11 protein-coding genes and 1 tRNA gene are annotated in these 15,566 nt (G+C 47.5%); 4 read left to right on the forward strand and 8 right to left on the reverse strand.

The genetic code is table 11. From position 1 onward, the window contains the following. Positions 1–223: 223 nt before the first annotated feature. The 4 genes from COU47_01105 (at position 224) to COU47_01120 (ending at position 4,423) form a co-directional block, all read left to right on the forward strand. Positions 224–844, forward strand: a complete 621-nt coding sequence (locus COU47_01105; GenBank protein ID PIR69674.1) for a hypothetical protein — start codon at positions 224–226, stop codon at positions 842–844. A gap of 300 nt (positions 845–1,144) precedes the next feature. Further along, a complete protein-coding gene (locus COU47_01110; protein PIR69675.1) occupies positions 1,145–1,789 on the forward strand; it encodes a hypothetical protein in 645 nt (214 codons plus the stop codon). 42 nt (positions 1,790–1,831) lie between these two features. Next, entirely contained in the window at positions 1,832–2,110 is a 279-nt protein-coding gene (locus COU47_01115; protein ID PIR69676.1) for a hypothetical protein, read from the forward strand. 129 nt (positions 2,111–2,239) lie between these two features. Then, positions 2,240–4,423, forward strand: a complete 2,184-nt coding sequence (locus COU47_01120) for a DNA helicase RecG (GenBank protein ID PIR69677.1) — start codon at positions 2,240–2,242, stop codon at positions 4,421–4,423. A gap of 29 nt (positions 4,424–4,452) precedes the next feature. Here the strand turns inward: COU47_01120 and COU47_01125 are convergent, their stop codons facing one another. The 8 genes from COU47_01125 to COU47_01160 form a co-directional block, all read right to left on the reverse strand. Continuing rightward, positions 4,453–6,006, reverse strand: coding sequence for a hypothetical protein (locus COU47_01125; protein PIR69678.1), 1,554 nt, complete (start codon positions 6,004–6,006; stop codon positions 4,453–4,455). Between the two features lie 91 nt (positions 6,007–6,097). Continuing rightward, positions 6,098–6,394 (reverse strand): hypothetical protein, encoded by a 297-nt coding sequence (locus tag COU47_01130; GenBank protein PIR69679.1) that lies wholly within the window; start codon positions 6,392–6,394, stop codon positions 6,098–6,100. A gap of 85 nt (positions 6,395–6,479) precedes the next feature. Further along, the gene (locus tag COU47_01135) at positions 6,480–7,994 is read right to left on the reverse strand and encodes a hypothetical protein (GenBank protein ID PIR69680.1); all 1,515 of its coding nucleotides are present in this window, start codon (positions 7,992–7,994) and stop codon (positions 6,480–6,482) included. Positions 7,995–8,107: 113 nt separating this feature from the next. Further along, a complete protein-coding gene (locus COU47_01140; GenBank protein ID PIR69681.1) occupies positions 8,108–9,715 on the reverse strand; it encodes a hypothetical protein in 1,608 nt (535 codons plus the stop codon). Further along, positions 9,712–11,136 (reverse strand): hypothetical protein, encoded by a 1,425-nt coding sequence (locus COU47_01145; protein PIR69682.1) that lies wholly within the window; start codon positions 11,134–11,136, stop codon positions 9,712–9,714. The genes COU47_01140 and COU47_01145 overlap by 4 nt, the downstream gene beginning before the upstream one ends. 97 nt (positions 11,137–11,233) lie before the next feature. Next, positions 11,234–13,327 carry a hypothetical protein gene (locus tag COU47_01150; GenBank protein ID PIR69683.1) on the reverse strand — a complete coding sequence of 698 codons (2,094 nt, stop codon included), beginning with the start codon at positions 13,325–13,327 and terminating at the stop codon, positions 11,234–11,236. Positions 13,328–13,561: 234 nt separating this feature from the next. After that, positions 13,562–13,636: transfer RNA gene (locus tag COU47_01155), tRNA-Ile, on the reverse strand. 64 nt (positions 13,637–13,700) lie between these two features. Then, complete coding sequence (locus COU47_01160; GenBank protein PIR69684.1) at positions 13,701–15,557, reverse strand: cell division protein FtsH; 1,857 nt, start codon at positions 15,555–15,557, stop codon at positions 13,701–13,703. Positions 15,558–15,566 lie beyond the last annotated feature (9 nt).

A 15,566-nucleotide genomic window follows, 5' to 3' on the forward strand; every position in this document is an offset into this window, starting at 1 on the left:
AATGAGCGGCTCCGCCGCACACACTCCAAACTGCCAAAGAACCTGAAAACAAATCGGCTCGAACCATATTTTGTAAGGGCAAAAGAAATTTTTTCATACTGATTTCTCTCAATGGTCGGCAAACTTGCCGACCATTGACTTTTATGGTGTAACCTGCTAATGTGGAGTGGAATCTTGGCACTGTGCCGAGATAGTAATCGTACCTTGAAAGGAGGAATAGACAGTGAACACAAACACAGGACGAACAGTGGAGTTCCCTCAATTCTCGGGTATTCGGTGCCTCATGATGCCTTACATCCAAGGCGATTCGGCGTCGATTCCCGACATCTATGCGTCTTACAGGGAAATCGTGGATTCGGTGTTTCTGAAAAAAGGCGACATTGGCTTCCTGACGATCGACGAATCTCTCGCCACTGGCGGGAAGCCCCATCGAGGACAGCGTGCAAAATTCGAGCGGGCGCTGCACACGGAAGCTGGAAGAGATCCGGCCAAGATCTACTGTTGGGGGGGTGGAGGATGGGGTAAGCCCCCTCATCGCGTCACACTCGATCGGGATGTCAGGATCCTGCTCGCCAACAACCTCGACGACAGCTGCGCTGTGTGGGATGCCGAACACGAGGACACCTCGCTCGACGGCGACATCGGCCACGCTGCAGGGGATTATCCATACGACTGTGCAGTTTTCCTGAAAGCCGGCGAGGTGCACGAGATCGGCATTCTGACTCCTCATGAGAGCTTGCCGGTGCCGCAAGATTTCAACCGGCAATTTCTTCGGATCGTGTCGTCTGGAGTCCACGGCCGCGAGGAGTATTTCACTCGCAATCCTCTGGTGTCGTTCAACTAAGCCAACCCGCCATCTCCTCACGGAGCTCTGGCGGGTTTCTTCTTTTTGATTTATTCCTAAATTTTCCATAAAATACATTTGGCATTCGCTTCGCGAATTCTGAATTTATTCCGCCAAAGAAAAACTTGAAATTGTCAGTGCGTGCGGCGGAGCCGCTCATTTTTGCCCCGCCACACCCGAGCCGCGCGAAGCGCGGCGAGGGAATGCAGTTCGAGCTATTTTTAAAATACACCGCATCTAACAGCTAGCACGAGGAAGCTTGTTGGTAACTTCTTTATCGTGTTGATATAGAATTGAAATATGGAAATGGAAATCGTGATTTTAATATTAGGTTGGGCACTTGGGTTACTATCGGTGGTACTAAGCGACTTTTATCGTGATTGGCGCGAGAACAAAATCGCCAGACCCGCATTGTTGGAAGAACTACATGAACTTCGACAGAGGCTCGTGCACCATGTTTTTTTGATTCAACACAAACACGGAACTGTGGATCACAAGTTTATCAAATGGGCACACTCCGCGTTAACGCAATATAAAGGTGCGAACATTAATTCGACCGAATCGTTAATCAATAATCTCACCACGCTATTAAACCTATCAAAAGAAGAGGTGGATGCGATTGCACAAGCAACTAAGCAACAGAAAGATCCGCGCCGACAAACAGGTCTGCGAAAACATTCATTGCCAATGCTAGAGACTAATATGGAAACAGTAAGAAAATTCAACCCTATTCTTCGTGGTAAAATCCTCGAAATAAAAACTCGTGTTGATTTTTTGAATGAACTTATAGACGAGACTCGCTACTACTTTAAACTCTCTTTTGAGAGCGGGATAACGCCAGAAAATTACCAAATAGCGAACCAAAACCTGATTGAGACCTCTATGTTTTATGCAGCTCGTGCAAAAAATATTGTGGATTTAATTGGCGAAATTCCTGAAAAGTAAACGTATTTTATACCTTGAGTGATTAGCGATATAATAAAAAGTATGAAAAAGAATTTACTAATTTTGATTGTCGCTATATTGATCAGTTTTTTCGCAGGATATTCCTATAAAAATGTAGATATTTACGAAGCTGCGGAGGATTACCCTAAAACTTCGTTAAGTCTACCGGCACAATGGTTTATGATGGAATCGAGCCTTGGCTGGGAGAAAATGATGTTCATATTTGGATATGCCGATAATATTGAAGTGTGTGAGCACCTTGTTGAGGTTGCTAAAGAAGAATCTCCTAGTAGGGACTTTAGATGCACAGACGCTAATTAAAACATAAGGCGCTCGAGGAACCTTACATTGCTATACTGAAAAAGCTGAAAATAACCTTACAGGGCTTGACCGACTACGGTTCCAGCCCGAGGTAGCCCGCAGAATTGAGCGCCCGCCAAGTCGCAAGACATGGCGGGTTTTTTGTTTGTCTTTTCGTGGAGTTTTACGCATTATGAAGAGATGAATAGCCCGCTTGCAAAACATATTACCGTAAGACCGCAACATGAGCGGGCGCTTTCGCATTTGGGCATAAAAACGGTGCGCGACATGCTCTATCACTTCCCTATCCGGTACAAATCGTTTGCCGACCAAAAAGCAATCGCCGATCTTTCTGAAGGCGATGAAGCAACAATACAAGGGCGTGTTATACATGCAAAAGCACAAAAAACCTGGAAGAAAAAAATAAACATCGCCGAAACAATCGTATCGGACGGCACGGGTTCCATACGGATTGTATGGTTTAACCAGCCGTACATGGCAAATATTCTTTCAAAGGGCGCTCTGCATACTTTTTCGGGCAAAGTCGGGTGCGACAAAAAAGGGCTCGTTATGGCAAACCCCCGCTACGAGAGCATTACAAAATTCTCAAAAGAAAAAGACCTTATCATTGAAGACGGCGACAAGTTAACACCATTTTATCCCGAAACAAAAGGAATATCCTCGCGCTGGATGTCATTTGCAATTCAAAAGCTTTTCCGCGCGATGCAAGACGGCGTAATCACAACACAAGACACGCTCCCTGACTACATCCGCGAACGCTACAAGCTGCCTGAAATTACTCAAGCCCTCCACGCAATCCACATGCCAAAAAAGCGCGCGCACATTGAAACTGCCCAAAAACGCTTTGCGTTTGAGGAGATATTTTACATACAATTATTGCGCCAGCAAGAACGCGCCCTACGCGAAGCGCATCCGTCCTACATTATAGAAGCACCTCAAGAGACCTTAGCGCCCTTCCTTGAGTCGCTCCCCTTTACGCTTACAGGCGCCCAAAAAAGCGCGGTTGATGCCGTTTTTAAAAACCTCGCAAACACATCTCCCATGGCGCGGCTCCTTGAAGGAGACGTCGGATCAGGAAAGACCGTAGTGGCAGCCGCCGCCATAAACGCAGTAACTGACGCGGGGATGCAAGCAGCATTTATGGCGCCGACCGAGGTTGTCGCGCGCCAGCATTACCAAGAACTCCAAACGCTCTTCAAAGAAAAGCGGTTAAAGCTCGGGCTTATCACCTCGTCTGAATGCCGCAAATTCCCTTCAAAAGTAAGCTACGAACCCGATACGCACATTTCTAAAAGCCAGCTCTTAACATGGGTGGCATCGGGCGAAATAGACATTCTTGTGGGAACGCACGCGCTCATCCAAAAAAATGTAACATTCAAAACGCTTGCGCTTGCGGTAATAGACGAACAGCACCGCTTCGGCATCAAACAGCGGGCAAAGCTCGCAAGCCGCGCAAACGAAAAGATACCTCATTTATTGAGCATGACCGCAACCCCGATACCGCGGACTCTCGCACTCACCATTTACGGCGACCTGGACCTGACACTCTTAGACGAAATGCCTCCGGGGAGAAAACCGATACAAACATCCATAGTAGAAAAAGAAAAGCGGCAGGACGCCTACGATTTTATGAAAAAAGAACTACACGCGGGGAGGCAAGCGTATGTCGTATGCCCCCGCATTGAGGAAGAGGCGAAAACCGACAATCCCCTCTTTTTGGATATGAAGTCCGTCAAAGCGGAATACAAGAAACTCAAAAAAGATATTTTCCCCGAGTTTGAAATAGGGATGCTCCACGGGCAATTAACTCCGAAAGAAAAAGAAAAAACAATGAGAGAATTCCGTGAAGGCAAGATACAGGTACTTGTTGCGACATCTGTTATTGAAGTGGGTGTTAATGTCCCGAACGCGACCATTATGATGATTGAGGGCGCGGAGCGGTTCGGACTTGCCCAGCTCCATCAATTGCGCGGACGGGTGTTGCGGGGCACGCACCAGCCGTATTGTTTTGTGTTTACCGATTCCGCATCCGACAAAACAAAAGAGCGCATGCACGCACTCATCAAAGCAAAAAATGGTTTTGAGCTTGCCGAGTACGACTTGCAATTCCGTGGGGCGGGCGAACTTACGGGCACCAAACAATGGGGTATTTCGGATGTCGGCATGATGGCTCTTCAAAATCTCAAAATGGTAGAAGCAGCCCGCAGCGAAGCCCAAACTCTTTTAAAGCAAGACGCAAAGCTCGCCTCCCACCCCATCCTCAAAGAAAAACTCCAAAACCTCGCACAAGAAAGCCTTATTCATTTTGAATAAATAAACGGCTCACACCCCGTGTGAGCCGTTTATTTTGGCTCTGTTGAGCCGTTTTGAGAACCTGCCCGATGCTTCGGTGTCACCCAAAATCCTAAGGGTTTGTTTATCATCAAGCGGGTTTGTGCCTCTATTCCTGGGATTGAGCCGAAAACGATTATAGTTATCGGAATGAATGCCCATTGGACAATCATAAGGATTGAGCCAAATACCCCCTGCCCTTCGGGGCGCTTCGGCAAAAATGACCACGATATCGGCACAAGCACCAAAAGCCCCGCGAGTGCCAATGTCATGAGTATCTGGAGCGTCCGTGGCAAGTTGTAGGACAAAAGCGTTGAATTAAATTCCTGTCCGCCGAGAAGTAACGGCATCCACCCCACCGAAAACAACAACAAAGGATTAGTCGCTAACGACCAAAAACCTTCGAGCTGCGCGAACACATAGTGCACTTTTTTCCTCCATGGAATTTTTTTATTCTTCCCGAAACAAAACAACAGATACGGGATGTTTTCCGCCCCCCACATCCATCTGCGTTGCTGGCGGTACACCTGCTTTGCCGTCTGCCAAAAGCTCTTGCCGACATTTACATCCATAGACACGGGATATGACAACGGCACAACCCGGTAATCGCCATCGTAATGCAAAAATCCATTCCAAAAGATGCGCGAATCTTCGGACACCATGTTTTTTTGCCAATACCCCACCTCAACCAGCATTTTTAAACTCATGGAGTGCGACGAAAATGTTACTAAGCGCTCGGGGCGCTCCTGCTCCATCATCTGCCAAAATGTATTTGAGCTTGCCACCACGCGCGAAAAAAACGACGCCTCCCACATGTTGTTGTTATACAACGGCACCGGCTGGTACGAGGAACGATGCGGTTTTTCTGCAGTCAAAAAGTGATACGCAAGACAATAAAAATAATCGGGAAAGACCTGCGTGTCTACATCAAATGCAGACACCAATACATTCTCGTACGGGATGTGCTCGGCATCGACAATGTTCCGTTTTACCTCCGCGAGCGCCCACGACGAATTAGACCCTTTGCCCGGAATTTCTCCTTCAAGCGTTGCGGGGTGCACGGTAACCGCAAAAAACTGAAATGCGTCTTTGAATTCTTCTTTCAGGAGAAGCGCCTGCTCTTTTGCTTTTTCCCCCGCGCGCTCCTCAAGCGCAAGCACGACAATAAACCGCTCGCGCGGCCAGCGCGCGTTTTTCAGCCGTTCCAGCGTTTCTTTTATCACATCATATGGCTCGTTATAGGTAGGTAAAAGCACAAGCTGCCAGAGCGAATCCCATTTTAAATTTTTCATCCGTGATTGCCAGTCGGTTTTTTGGAAACGGCGCATGCGCGCCCAATTTACCCGGAGATGCACCAATAAATAAAATGTACGGATGACCCAATAGATACTAAAAAGGATAATAAAAATAGCAATGCCCAAAGGCCAGAGCCATGAGAATAACAGCACCGCTCCGATAGTCCCCCATGCCAAAAGCCCCGGCACCATTTCAAAAAAGCGGTACGTAAGTCTGTCGCGCCCGACAAGGTCATTATGTGAGGCAATATGAATAAATTCCTGTTGCATAAAAAGAACGCCCGGAATAATCCCCCGGGGTCATATCCGCACTATGCAGAGCATCTGCATTCCACTACCCTACTGGTTCCTGTGCCCTTTTTCAAGCGGACGGCTCTTCGGCTTTTTCGGTATGCCGATATATCAGTTTATAGAAATCCTTGTAGGTAAGTCCCTGAATCGCAGAACCCATAAGCAAGCCGTATAAGATAGTATTATAGAGATCGATAATTGAAAGGCTCGCAAGCGCGACCCCGCACAAAAACCAATGATGCAGATGGACGATATACTTGTCTTTTACACGAAAACGGAACGACGGTATGCGCCCGCGCTCGCCCACTTTTTTCCCCGCTATAAAATGGGATACAAAAAACCCTATAAATACATTAAGCACTATCATATTGCTACATATGTATTATATCATTTTCGGCATCTGGGAAAGGATCTGCTTGTTAAAAAAGTCCGGCGCATTGCCGGACTTTTTCTTATTTTTTAGGCGTATTTCCGCCTTTTTGAGGAGGGTCATCACGAGATGCGCCATCCGTATCAGATGAGAGTTTTACTGAAAAATTGAGGTACTTGTCAAATAGCTCCTGAAGAAAATCATCGAGCTCCTTTGTCACATCAATGTTCTTAGTCTCGCGTTTCTTAAACGGACAGAATCCGCCTCCCGCGGGCCGCTCGGTTCTCCGCACAACGATATGCGCGTCTCCCTTTTCTTTGTAGGTTTCTCCGTGCGGGTTTTTAAATTCTACATCCAGCAGAATTTGATCGCCCGAAAGAATGCCTTGGTTTAAGACACGAACCGATATCTCTTCGCTGACATATTTTTGTATAAGCGGCTTAAGGTTACGGGCACCGTACCGGGGGCTGATGCCTTCGTGTACGATAAAATCTTCGAGCTGGGGAGTGCATGATATGTCAACATATCCGGAGGAATTCACTTTGGCATCCGATATCTTGCTGTATACTTCCTTTTTGAGCATAAGCCGCATGACTTGGCGCCACTGCTCGTAGTTGAGAAGCCGGAACACAACGATGCTTCGTCTCCCGCCGATACGGCTCAAGAATTCGGGATAGAATTTTCTGTCTTGGGTATCTTCTATCTTCCGGATAACGCTCTGGTAGATTTGATAATCGCGCAAAGCCTCTTCGTCCTGTTCTGCTCTCGCCCCGGTCGCAGGGAGTGAAAACCCGATATGGCGCTCATCAATAAGATCGCCGATAACCTCTTCGGTGCCTACATTCGTCGTAAAGATAGTGCATACGCCCTGGAATGGTATCTTCATGCCGTTCATAAGGGTCATATATCCCTTATCAAGCGGTTGGAGACACGCCCGCTGGATGGCATGGTCCGCCTTTTCTATCTCGTCATAAATGACTACGGCACGGGGCGTTATAGTTTCTATTCTTTCCGATATTTCATCGAGCTTGTGTTCCATTTCTTCGCTTGCTTCCGCGCCGCGCTCGGGAGAAAGTTTGCTTATGAGCGCTTCCATCGTCTTTTTGTTCTTCTTCATCCAGGCAATCATGGACTTATACAGCGTCTCTGCGTCTTTGTCTCCGCTGATGATGCGCTCAAGCGGACTTTCTTCATCATATCCGACATAGCCAGGAGGCGCGCCTTTTAAGAATGATGCTTCGTGGCGCTCTCCGAGATCACCGCACGCAATGAGAATAGCAGGACAATTCCACATAGCCGCAATCTGCAACGCGAGCTCAGTTTTTCCGACACCGGGCGGTCCGCCGAATATGAGCGAAGTAACCGGTGCCTCTTTTGAGTTCAGTCCCGCTTCGTAAATAGTAAGCGCGCGGAGCACTTTGTTTATCGCGCGTTCCTGTCCGATAACAACCGAGTTGAGATATGTTTCGCGCTCCTGCAAATCAGGAGGGAGCGCGCCGCGTTCAATGACATGGGAATAATCTTCAACTCGCAGAACATCGGGGGGAAGAGCGATAATAGCCTTTTCGCCCTTCTTATCTGTCTTTTTCTTGCGCATTATTCCTCCTTATCCGCATAGTGCGAATGAGTTTGCAAAGATATATCTACCCTCCATGATACCACACCGAAGCACTACTAAAAAAACCCCGAATAATCGGGGTTTTTGTTCATTTAAAAGATGAGTTTTTTATCTTTTTTGAACTTGTGTGTGTTTTGTGGTTCTTCAGAATGATTCTTGCCTCCGCCATAACTGCAGCGTATGAGCGTAAGAATCCATTCCTCCGGCGTTTCATCCAAATGGAATGTGTCCAGATGGACAGGACGCCCCCACAACCTGAAGATCCGCTCCATGGTCTTATTGCGCCATGACTGCGGAGTCAGCTCGAGATACTGAAGCGCTTCAAACGGGTATCCTTTAAAGTGGTGAACCAAAAGCAGATCACCTGTGTCTTTATAGTTTCCGTCTTTCACATAGATAAGGGGCGCTATGAACTTAGACAAAGAATTTTTCAGAATGATACGGATGATGGCCGGGTTATCCTCGACAATTTCGTCGACTATAGTATCCGTCTCATCATCGTAGCGTTCCTGGTAGATATAGAGCTCGTTACCGCGGATAAATTCGTTGGTAAAAAACTCGTCTATCGCCAGATAATCGTTGCAGAGCTCCCGGACCTCAAATATCTTCTCCATGCCGAGCTTGGCGTCCTTAAACCACTTCGCCTTTTTATACGGATCTTCGCATTTCTCGTATTCCTCACCAAACCTGCCTGTATCCCACCGGTACTTGATGTCTTCGAAAAGCGCGAGTCCGATACTGTACCAGTTCATCTGGTATTTGCTCTTACGCACAACGGCGGCGTGGTAGTGATTGAATACGGAAAAATCTTTGTCATCAAGCACATTTTCCTTAAAGAGCCGGTGCATGATGCGATAATGCCAGAACGATGCCCAGCCTTCGTTCAAGGTTTTTGTACGGGCATTCGGCGCTAAGTGGCGGGCCTGATTGCGCATTACCGAAAGAACATCCTTCATCCAGGGTTTGAGCGTTTTCCCCGAAGCGTGGCGGATGATGTACGACAGTAAATCATACGCGGGCTGGGGAGGCGTTTTGTCCTGGAGATCTTCAATCTCGCGCCGGTATATCTGGATGTCTTCAGCGGTGATATGGTGTGCGTATGTAGACGGATTATCGATTTTCCACTGGAGCTGCTCCTGTTTGAGCTTAACCAGATACTCGCGAATCTCTTTTTCGTTCTCTTCGTTGGCAAATAAATTCGGTGACTGATGCCACTGAATCGCTTCTGCCGCATCCATGATGTTTTCAACTGCATGTTGGCCATAGATAGATTCGTATGTCTGGAAACGGCGCGCGGCTCTTCGTGCTTCCGTAGCGATATCCGCTACGGAACGGGCATGCTGGAGATATTTATTCGCAAGAAAAAAATCAACGTGCCCCATCACATGCGCTATAGTAAGAACCTTAAGCGCGAACGGATTAGTTTCAGCAATGAGCGCTTTTGGCGTTTCGAAATTCCACACCTGCTCATACGGAATACCCTGGCCGGTGTGTTCATAGATTGTACGGTTTTTTTCGTAGTCTCTTCCGAACTGCCAATAGGAAAAATTGGTCGGGAAATGGAACGACATGCCTTCAAGCACCCGGTCAGCGGGAACGACTTCGAATATAGTATCCGTTGTCTGTAATCCTTCTTCTTGGGCGATCTCGATGATGCGCTCTTCAACCCGCTTTAAGCGGTCTATTTCTTTCTGCGTCATCTGTCAAACCTCCCCTTTTTCAGAAATTGCCTGATGGCAGGCAGAATGTCTTCTTTGCCCGTAAGCACAACGCCAACGAACGGAAAGTTCTGGTTGCCTATAATAACCTGCAAGTCATCGTTTTCTTTCCGGTTAAGTTCCGTAACAGGCAGTTCTTTTTTGAAGAGCGAATACAGATTGTATTCACTGACAGCAACGCCATCAATGTCTATTTCACCGTACCCAATCATCTGAACGCCTTTTTCTTTCAGCCGCTGTATCTCGCGGATGGTGCTCGCCGGATCAAAATCCTCTCCGTCAGAGAAATGAAACACATACCGGTTCCATGATGAGACCGGATATTTTGTTTCGAGCATGTCTGTCGCGGCATCATACGCGGTCCAACAATTCGTGCCGCCGCTTTCAACGGTGCGGAAGAAATCCTCTTCCGGCACAAAGCGGGCTTTCGTGTGATGCACAATAAAACGGACCTCTACCTCTTCGTACAGCTTGCGCAAAAATTCAATAAACCAGAAGAGCGTTGCGCGCACAAGATATTTTTTCATATCAGACATGGAAGCCGAAACATCCATCGCGGCGATGATGACGGCGCGCGACTTGTATGATATGTCCCGTTCAAGTTTGCGGTACCGCAAATCGTCCGTCTCAATAATGATGAATGGGTCCACTTCTGTGACCACGCCATCCTCAATATCCTTTTTTGCACGCTTGATAAATACGCCGTCCGCATCCTGTATAAGCGCTTCGGCATCCGCTAGAATGCCGTCTTTTTCTTTAAGCGCCATGAACGCGATGAGCTCCTTTATGCGCTCGTCGGTAATATCCGGACATGTTTCCTCAAGCAAAGACTCAAGATAGTTAAGATAGAACCAAAAACGTCTCATGCCTTCTTTTGCGCTCTTTTTGGAATGCAAAAGCGACTGTGGGCCGTGCTTAACGATATCTTTTATCTTTATCCCGAAGATAACTTCCATTTCTTTTATGTCTTTCTCTTGCAGGTTCGGGAGTTCGAGATCTTCAAGCATCATTTCGATGAGCTCTTCAATCTCAAATTCGGATTCTATGTATTCTTCGCCGGGTTCATTCCCCGCCTTGCCTGCACCCCGTCCGGATTGATCCGCGGGACGCTGCCCGATAATGTCTCCTTTTTTACCAGAGCCCTGGCCTACGCCAACGCCGCCGCTGCCCTGCCCTTCGTCATCGCCATCTTCGTTCTCTCGTCTCTTTCCTTGGCGGAACCGCTCGTTTTGGAGCGACCGTATCGGAACTTTGACAATTCTCCCCTTCTTCTTTGTAATGATGGACTCATCAGCGATGATGCCCGGAAGGCCTTTTTTTATCTCTTCGCGTCTTTTCTCGCGGTGGCGTCGTGCGCTTTCTTTCCCTTTATTTTCAATGCTATCCGAAACAATAACGGTCATATGCAACCTCCTTTGTTCATCTGTCAAAAAGCATGTTTTGCCGTGTCCTATTATAGCAAACAAAAAAGAAAGGGTGCACTATGTGCACCCTTTGGTGTTATTCTGTTTCTGCTTTATAAAACTCTTCGCGCATTTCGGCGCTGCATGTCGAGCAGAAGCCTTCCTCTTCCAAGGCCGAAAGCAAGTTTTCCTTGCGTTTCTTGTCTTCTGCTGTGTGCGTCTTTCCTTCGTCAAAAAGGAGAATGATGTTGCTCTTGTTATCCGATATGAGCTTTGCTTCTATCATGTCGTCCAATTCTTTGAAGGATTTATCCTCATTATTTGAGAGATAAATCAAAACGCTGCTCCGCCAGTTTTCCGCACCCGCTTCCGGAATGTTCCCAAACTTTTCAATTCCTTTCAGGAACTTTTCATCTGCTTCTAGCGGCTGGCCGGTGATTTTGTCGCGAGGAATCTCAAGCATCTGTCCGCGCAGAAAATCCGATTTTTGCGAAACATAGAGCTTGCACTGCTCGAGGTATCTCTTGCGGATGTTCTGCCGTATATCGCTATATCCTTTCACGAACGCTTTTGTCACCGACTTGCTGATGAAATCCCGGAGCTCGCTAATGACATTCGCTTTGCCGGGGTTCAGCAGTTCAAGGAACTTCTCAACTTCCTCAGGCGAATATCCCATACGGTGTTCAAACACTTCGCGGAGCGCCTTAACCATCGTGAGCGGCGTGAGACAGCCGTCAACATCAAGCTTGGTGAGTGCGTCAACGATAGCGGTCAGGATGTCGCGGTAACTGAGACCGAACATGCCTTCGTGCTTATCGATGGGATTTTTTGAGTCATTGAATTCCTCGCGAAGTGACCGTTCATCGATAGGATTTTTATCCTTGTCTTTGATATCAGTAAGTGCGCGCTCCTTATTGTAAATCTTGAGCTTAGTCAGACGGTCAACGCCGTACTTTTGAGAATCATGGAGCCTGGTCATAACAGCGAATATTGCCGCTATCCTGAAACTGATATCAGGAATGTGCATTTTCTTCAGCTTAATGAACTGACTCTCGCGTTCAATGAGCTTTTTGTAGATCTTTATCTCATTGTCAATCTCAAGCGTATACGGAAAACGGATAACATGCATACGGTCATGGAGCGCGGCGTTTGCCTCGTTCGCGGAAAATTCCTTGAACTCCTTGAGGTTGCAGTGCCCAATGATTACCGTATCAATGAACATATGCGGAAACGGCGAACCCTGTATCTTGATGAGCTTTTCTTCGGCAAGACTGATAAATACTTTCAGTATCTTCGGGTCGGCTTTGATAAGCTCAATGCCTTCAAGAATACCCCGGTTTGCCTTTTGTATCTCTCCGTTCATCTGATAGGCTTCGGGATGATCATGTCCGTGTTTGCTGGAGATAGCTATGTTTTCACGGCCAACGAGCTCTGAAACATCAACGCTCCAGTCAGCGCCCGTGGACTCAAACGAACTGATACCGCGAACTGACGATACGGAAAACGTGAATGTTTCTACCGGGATTTGCTCCCACTTGTCGCCGAATTCTTTGTCCGAATACTTCTCTTTTATCATGTGTCGGCATACATGACACAAGTCTCCCTCTATCGGGGGAATACCAATGCGGTCTTCTACCGGCTCTTTTATGTTCGGGCTCTTCTTCGGATTCCATGCACGCCGCGTCATCCAGCGAGGAAACGCATGAAGCGGTTCTTCGTGAATCGGGCATCCTTGTATCTGATACACTGGGCGTAACGCATACGCTTCAAGAGCTTTTTTGATGAGTGACGAAATGGTTGATTTACCTGACGATGTAGGCCCAACCATAACGAGAACATATTTTCCGCTCGGTCCTTTCATAGCGCCAGCTTCAAAATGTCTCATAATCTGCTCGATAACCTTATCAACCCCGAATAGATCTTCTTCGAAGTAGTGATACTTCTTCCCCGCCGAAGTGCCGGTAATTCCGTAACTGCATATCTGCTCATATAAGCGAGCTGCAGCGTTTTGCGCAATGAGCGGATCGTTCGGCAGAACTTCTTCGGCGTACTCTTTGAGAGTAATGACTGAGTGACGCTTTCTTTTTTCTGCTTTAAGCCGCTTATCTTCTTCCACATAGTCAGTAAGATCGACTCGTTTCCGAGGCGCATCTTTCTGTTCGTTCTTCGGAGATTTCTTCGATGAACCCATTCTATTCCTCCCCGTATATAGTTTTCAAAGCATTTCCTTTATTGTACCGTTTTTGCAAAATAGCGGTCAAAAGCGGATATAGTCGGCTACTATTAGGGTGTATAGTCAACCCCATAAAAACAACGCGTTCATAGAAGCGCGTTGTTTTTATACTCTATCTTCTTATTCAGAAATCCTAGAACCACAGAGGTATATCTCCGGCATGACATCGTCACTCGGACGAACTGCAAATATTCGTCCGCCCTCCTGGACTCGAACCAGGAACCACCAAGGTATAAGCTTGGCGCTCTGCCATTGAGCTAAAGGCGGACGAATATTTTCAACCGCTCCTCGCTAGATGTCATGAGCTCTGGCTAGGATGTAGACAAGCGCATTACGAAGACACAATCGGTTTCGGCTTGATGCCGAATGATTTTACGAGCTTATTAAACTCTTCACGCTCAAGAGACTCCTGCTCTATAAGCTTGTGCGCAATCGCATCTAAAACGGTACGGTACTTTTTAATGATGGTTTGCGCCTGTGTAAGTCCCCGCTTAATAAAGCTCGATACTTCTTTATCAATCGCTCCCGCTATCTCTTCGGAGTAATCGCGCTCGTGATGCATGCCGAATTCCTTACCGAGAAAAATAGATTCTTCCTTCCCGCCGAATACCACCGGCCCTAATTTATCGGACATACCATAGCGCGTAACAAGACTCCGTGCAATATCTGTCGCAGTTCGCAAGTCATTTGAAGCGCCGGTAGTCAGCTCCTGGAATACGATTTTTTCTGCAGCATATCCGCCAAGCGCTACCGCAAGTTCGCCCATAAAGTGGGTTTTTGTTACCAGCCGCCTGTCCTGGCTCGGGAGCTTGAGCGTGTACCCTCCCGCGCGCCCACGCGAAATAATAGTCACTTTGTGAACCGGATCCGCTTCGGGCAACACCGCAGCAACAAGCGCGTGGCCTGCTTCATGGTATGCAGTTATCTTTTTTTCTTCTTGCGAAATAATCTTGCTTTTTCGTTCCGGACCTAATAACACCTTTTCAATAGAGCTTAATATATCCTGAAGCGTTATCTGGCGCCGATTCTTGCGTGCAGCCCAAATTGCTGCTTCGTTAATAAGATTTTGAAGATCAGCTCCCGAAAATCCCGGGGTGCGCTCCGCAATGCGGCGGAAGTTTACATCTGCCGCCAAGTGCTTATTGCGCGCATGTATTTTAAGGATTGCTTCCCGGTCTTTAATATCCGGGAGATCAAGTACGACACGGCGGTCAAAACGTCCCGGACGCAAAAGCGCAGGATCAAGCACATCAGGCCGGTTCGTTGCCGCCATCACAATAACTGACTCGTGCGGCTCAAAGCCGTCCAATTCAACAAGTATCTGATTAAGGGTTTGTTCGCGCTCGTCATGCCCGCCGCCAAGTCCCGCTCCCCGGTGTCGACCAACCGCATCAATCTCGTCAATAAATACGATAGACGGCGCTGAACGCTTCGCCATCTTGAAAAGGTCACGCACGCGCGATGCGCCGACTCCCACGAACATTTCAACGAATTCCGATGCGGAAAGATGGAAGAATGGCACACCCGCCTCTCCGGCAACAGCGCGCGCAAGAAGCGTTTTTCCGGTACCTGGAGCGCCCATTAACAAAACACCCTTTGGGATACGCGCACCAATGCTCGAAAATTTTACGGGATTTTTTAGAAAATCCACTATCTCGGTCAATTCTTCTTTCGCTTCTTCAACGCCCGCAACATCCCCGAATGTCACGCGCTGTTTTTTATCGTCGGGCATGATGACGCGCGCGCGCGACTGCCCAAAGTTAAATGCCTGAAGATTTGAACGTTGAACATTACGCGTCGCAAACCAGAAAAATCCGATAATAAGGAGGAATGGAATGAGAAACGGCAAAAGCGCACCCGCCCAGAACAAAAATCCCGACGGTTCGCTTATGTCGATAGATGTCTGGCGCAGCAACTCCGGCGAAGCACCGTAATTCGTAAGGGATTCAAACAAAGAAATGTCGGACTCTTTTTTTGTCTTTTTTACCGTTCCGTCTATGGTAGTGATTTCAACATCATTTCCTTGCACAACTATTGATTCTACTGTCCCTGCATTAATGTCGGATACAAGCTCCGAAAGCGTAACCTCTTCAACCCCGCGGAACTGGTTTGAAAACAACGACCAAACAAGCGCGACGGAAAAGAAAACAAGAATCGCAATCGCAACATTTTTAGAGAATAATTTCATATAAAATTA

The organism is Candidatus Niyogibacteria bacterium CG10_big_fil_rev_8_21_14_0_10_46_36 (assembly GCA_002772995.1).
Classification (GTDB): Bacteria; Patescibacteriota; Minisyncoccia; order 1-14-0-10-42-19; family 1-14-0-10-42-19; genus 1-14-0-10-46-36.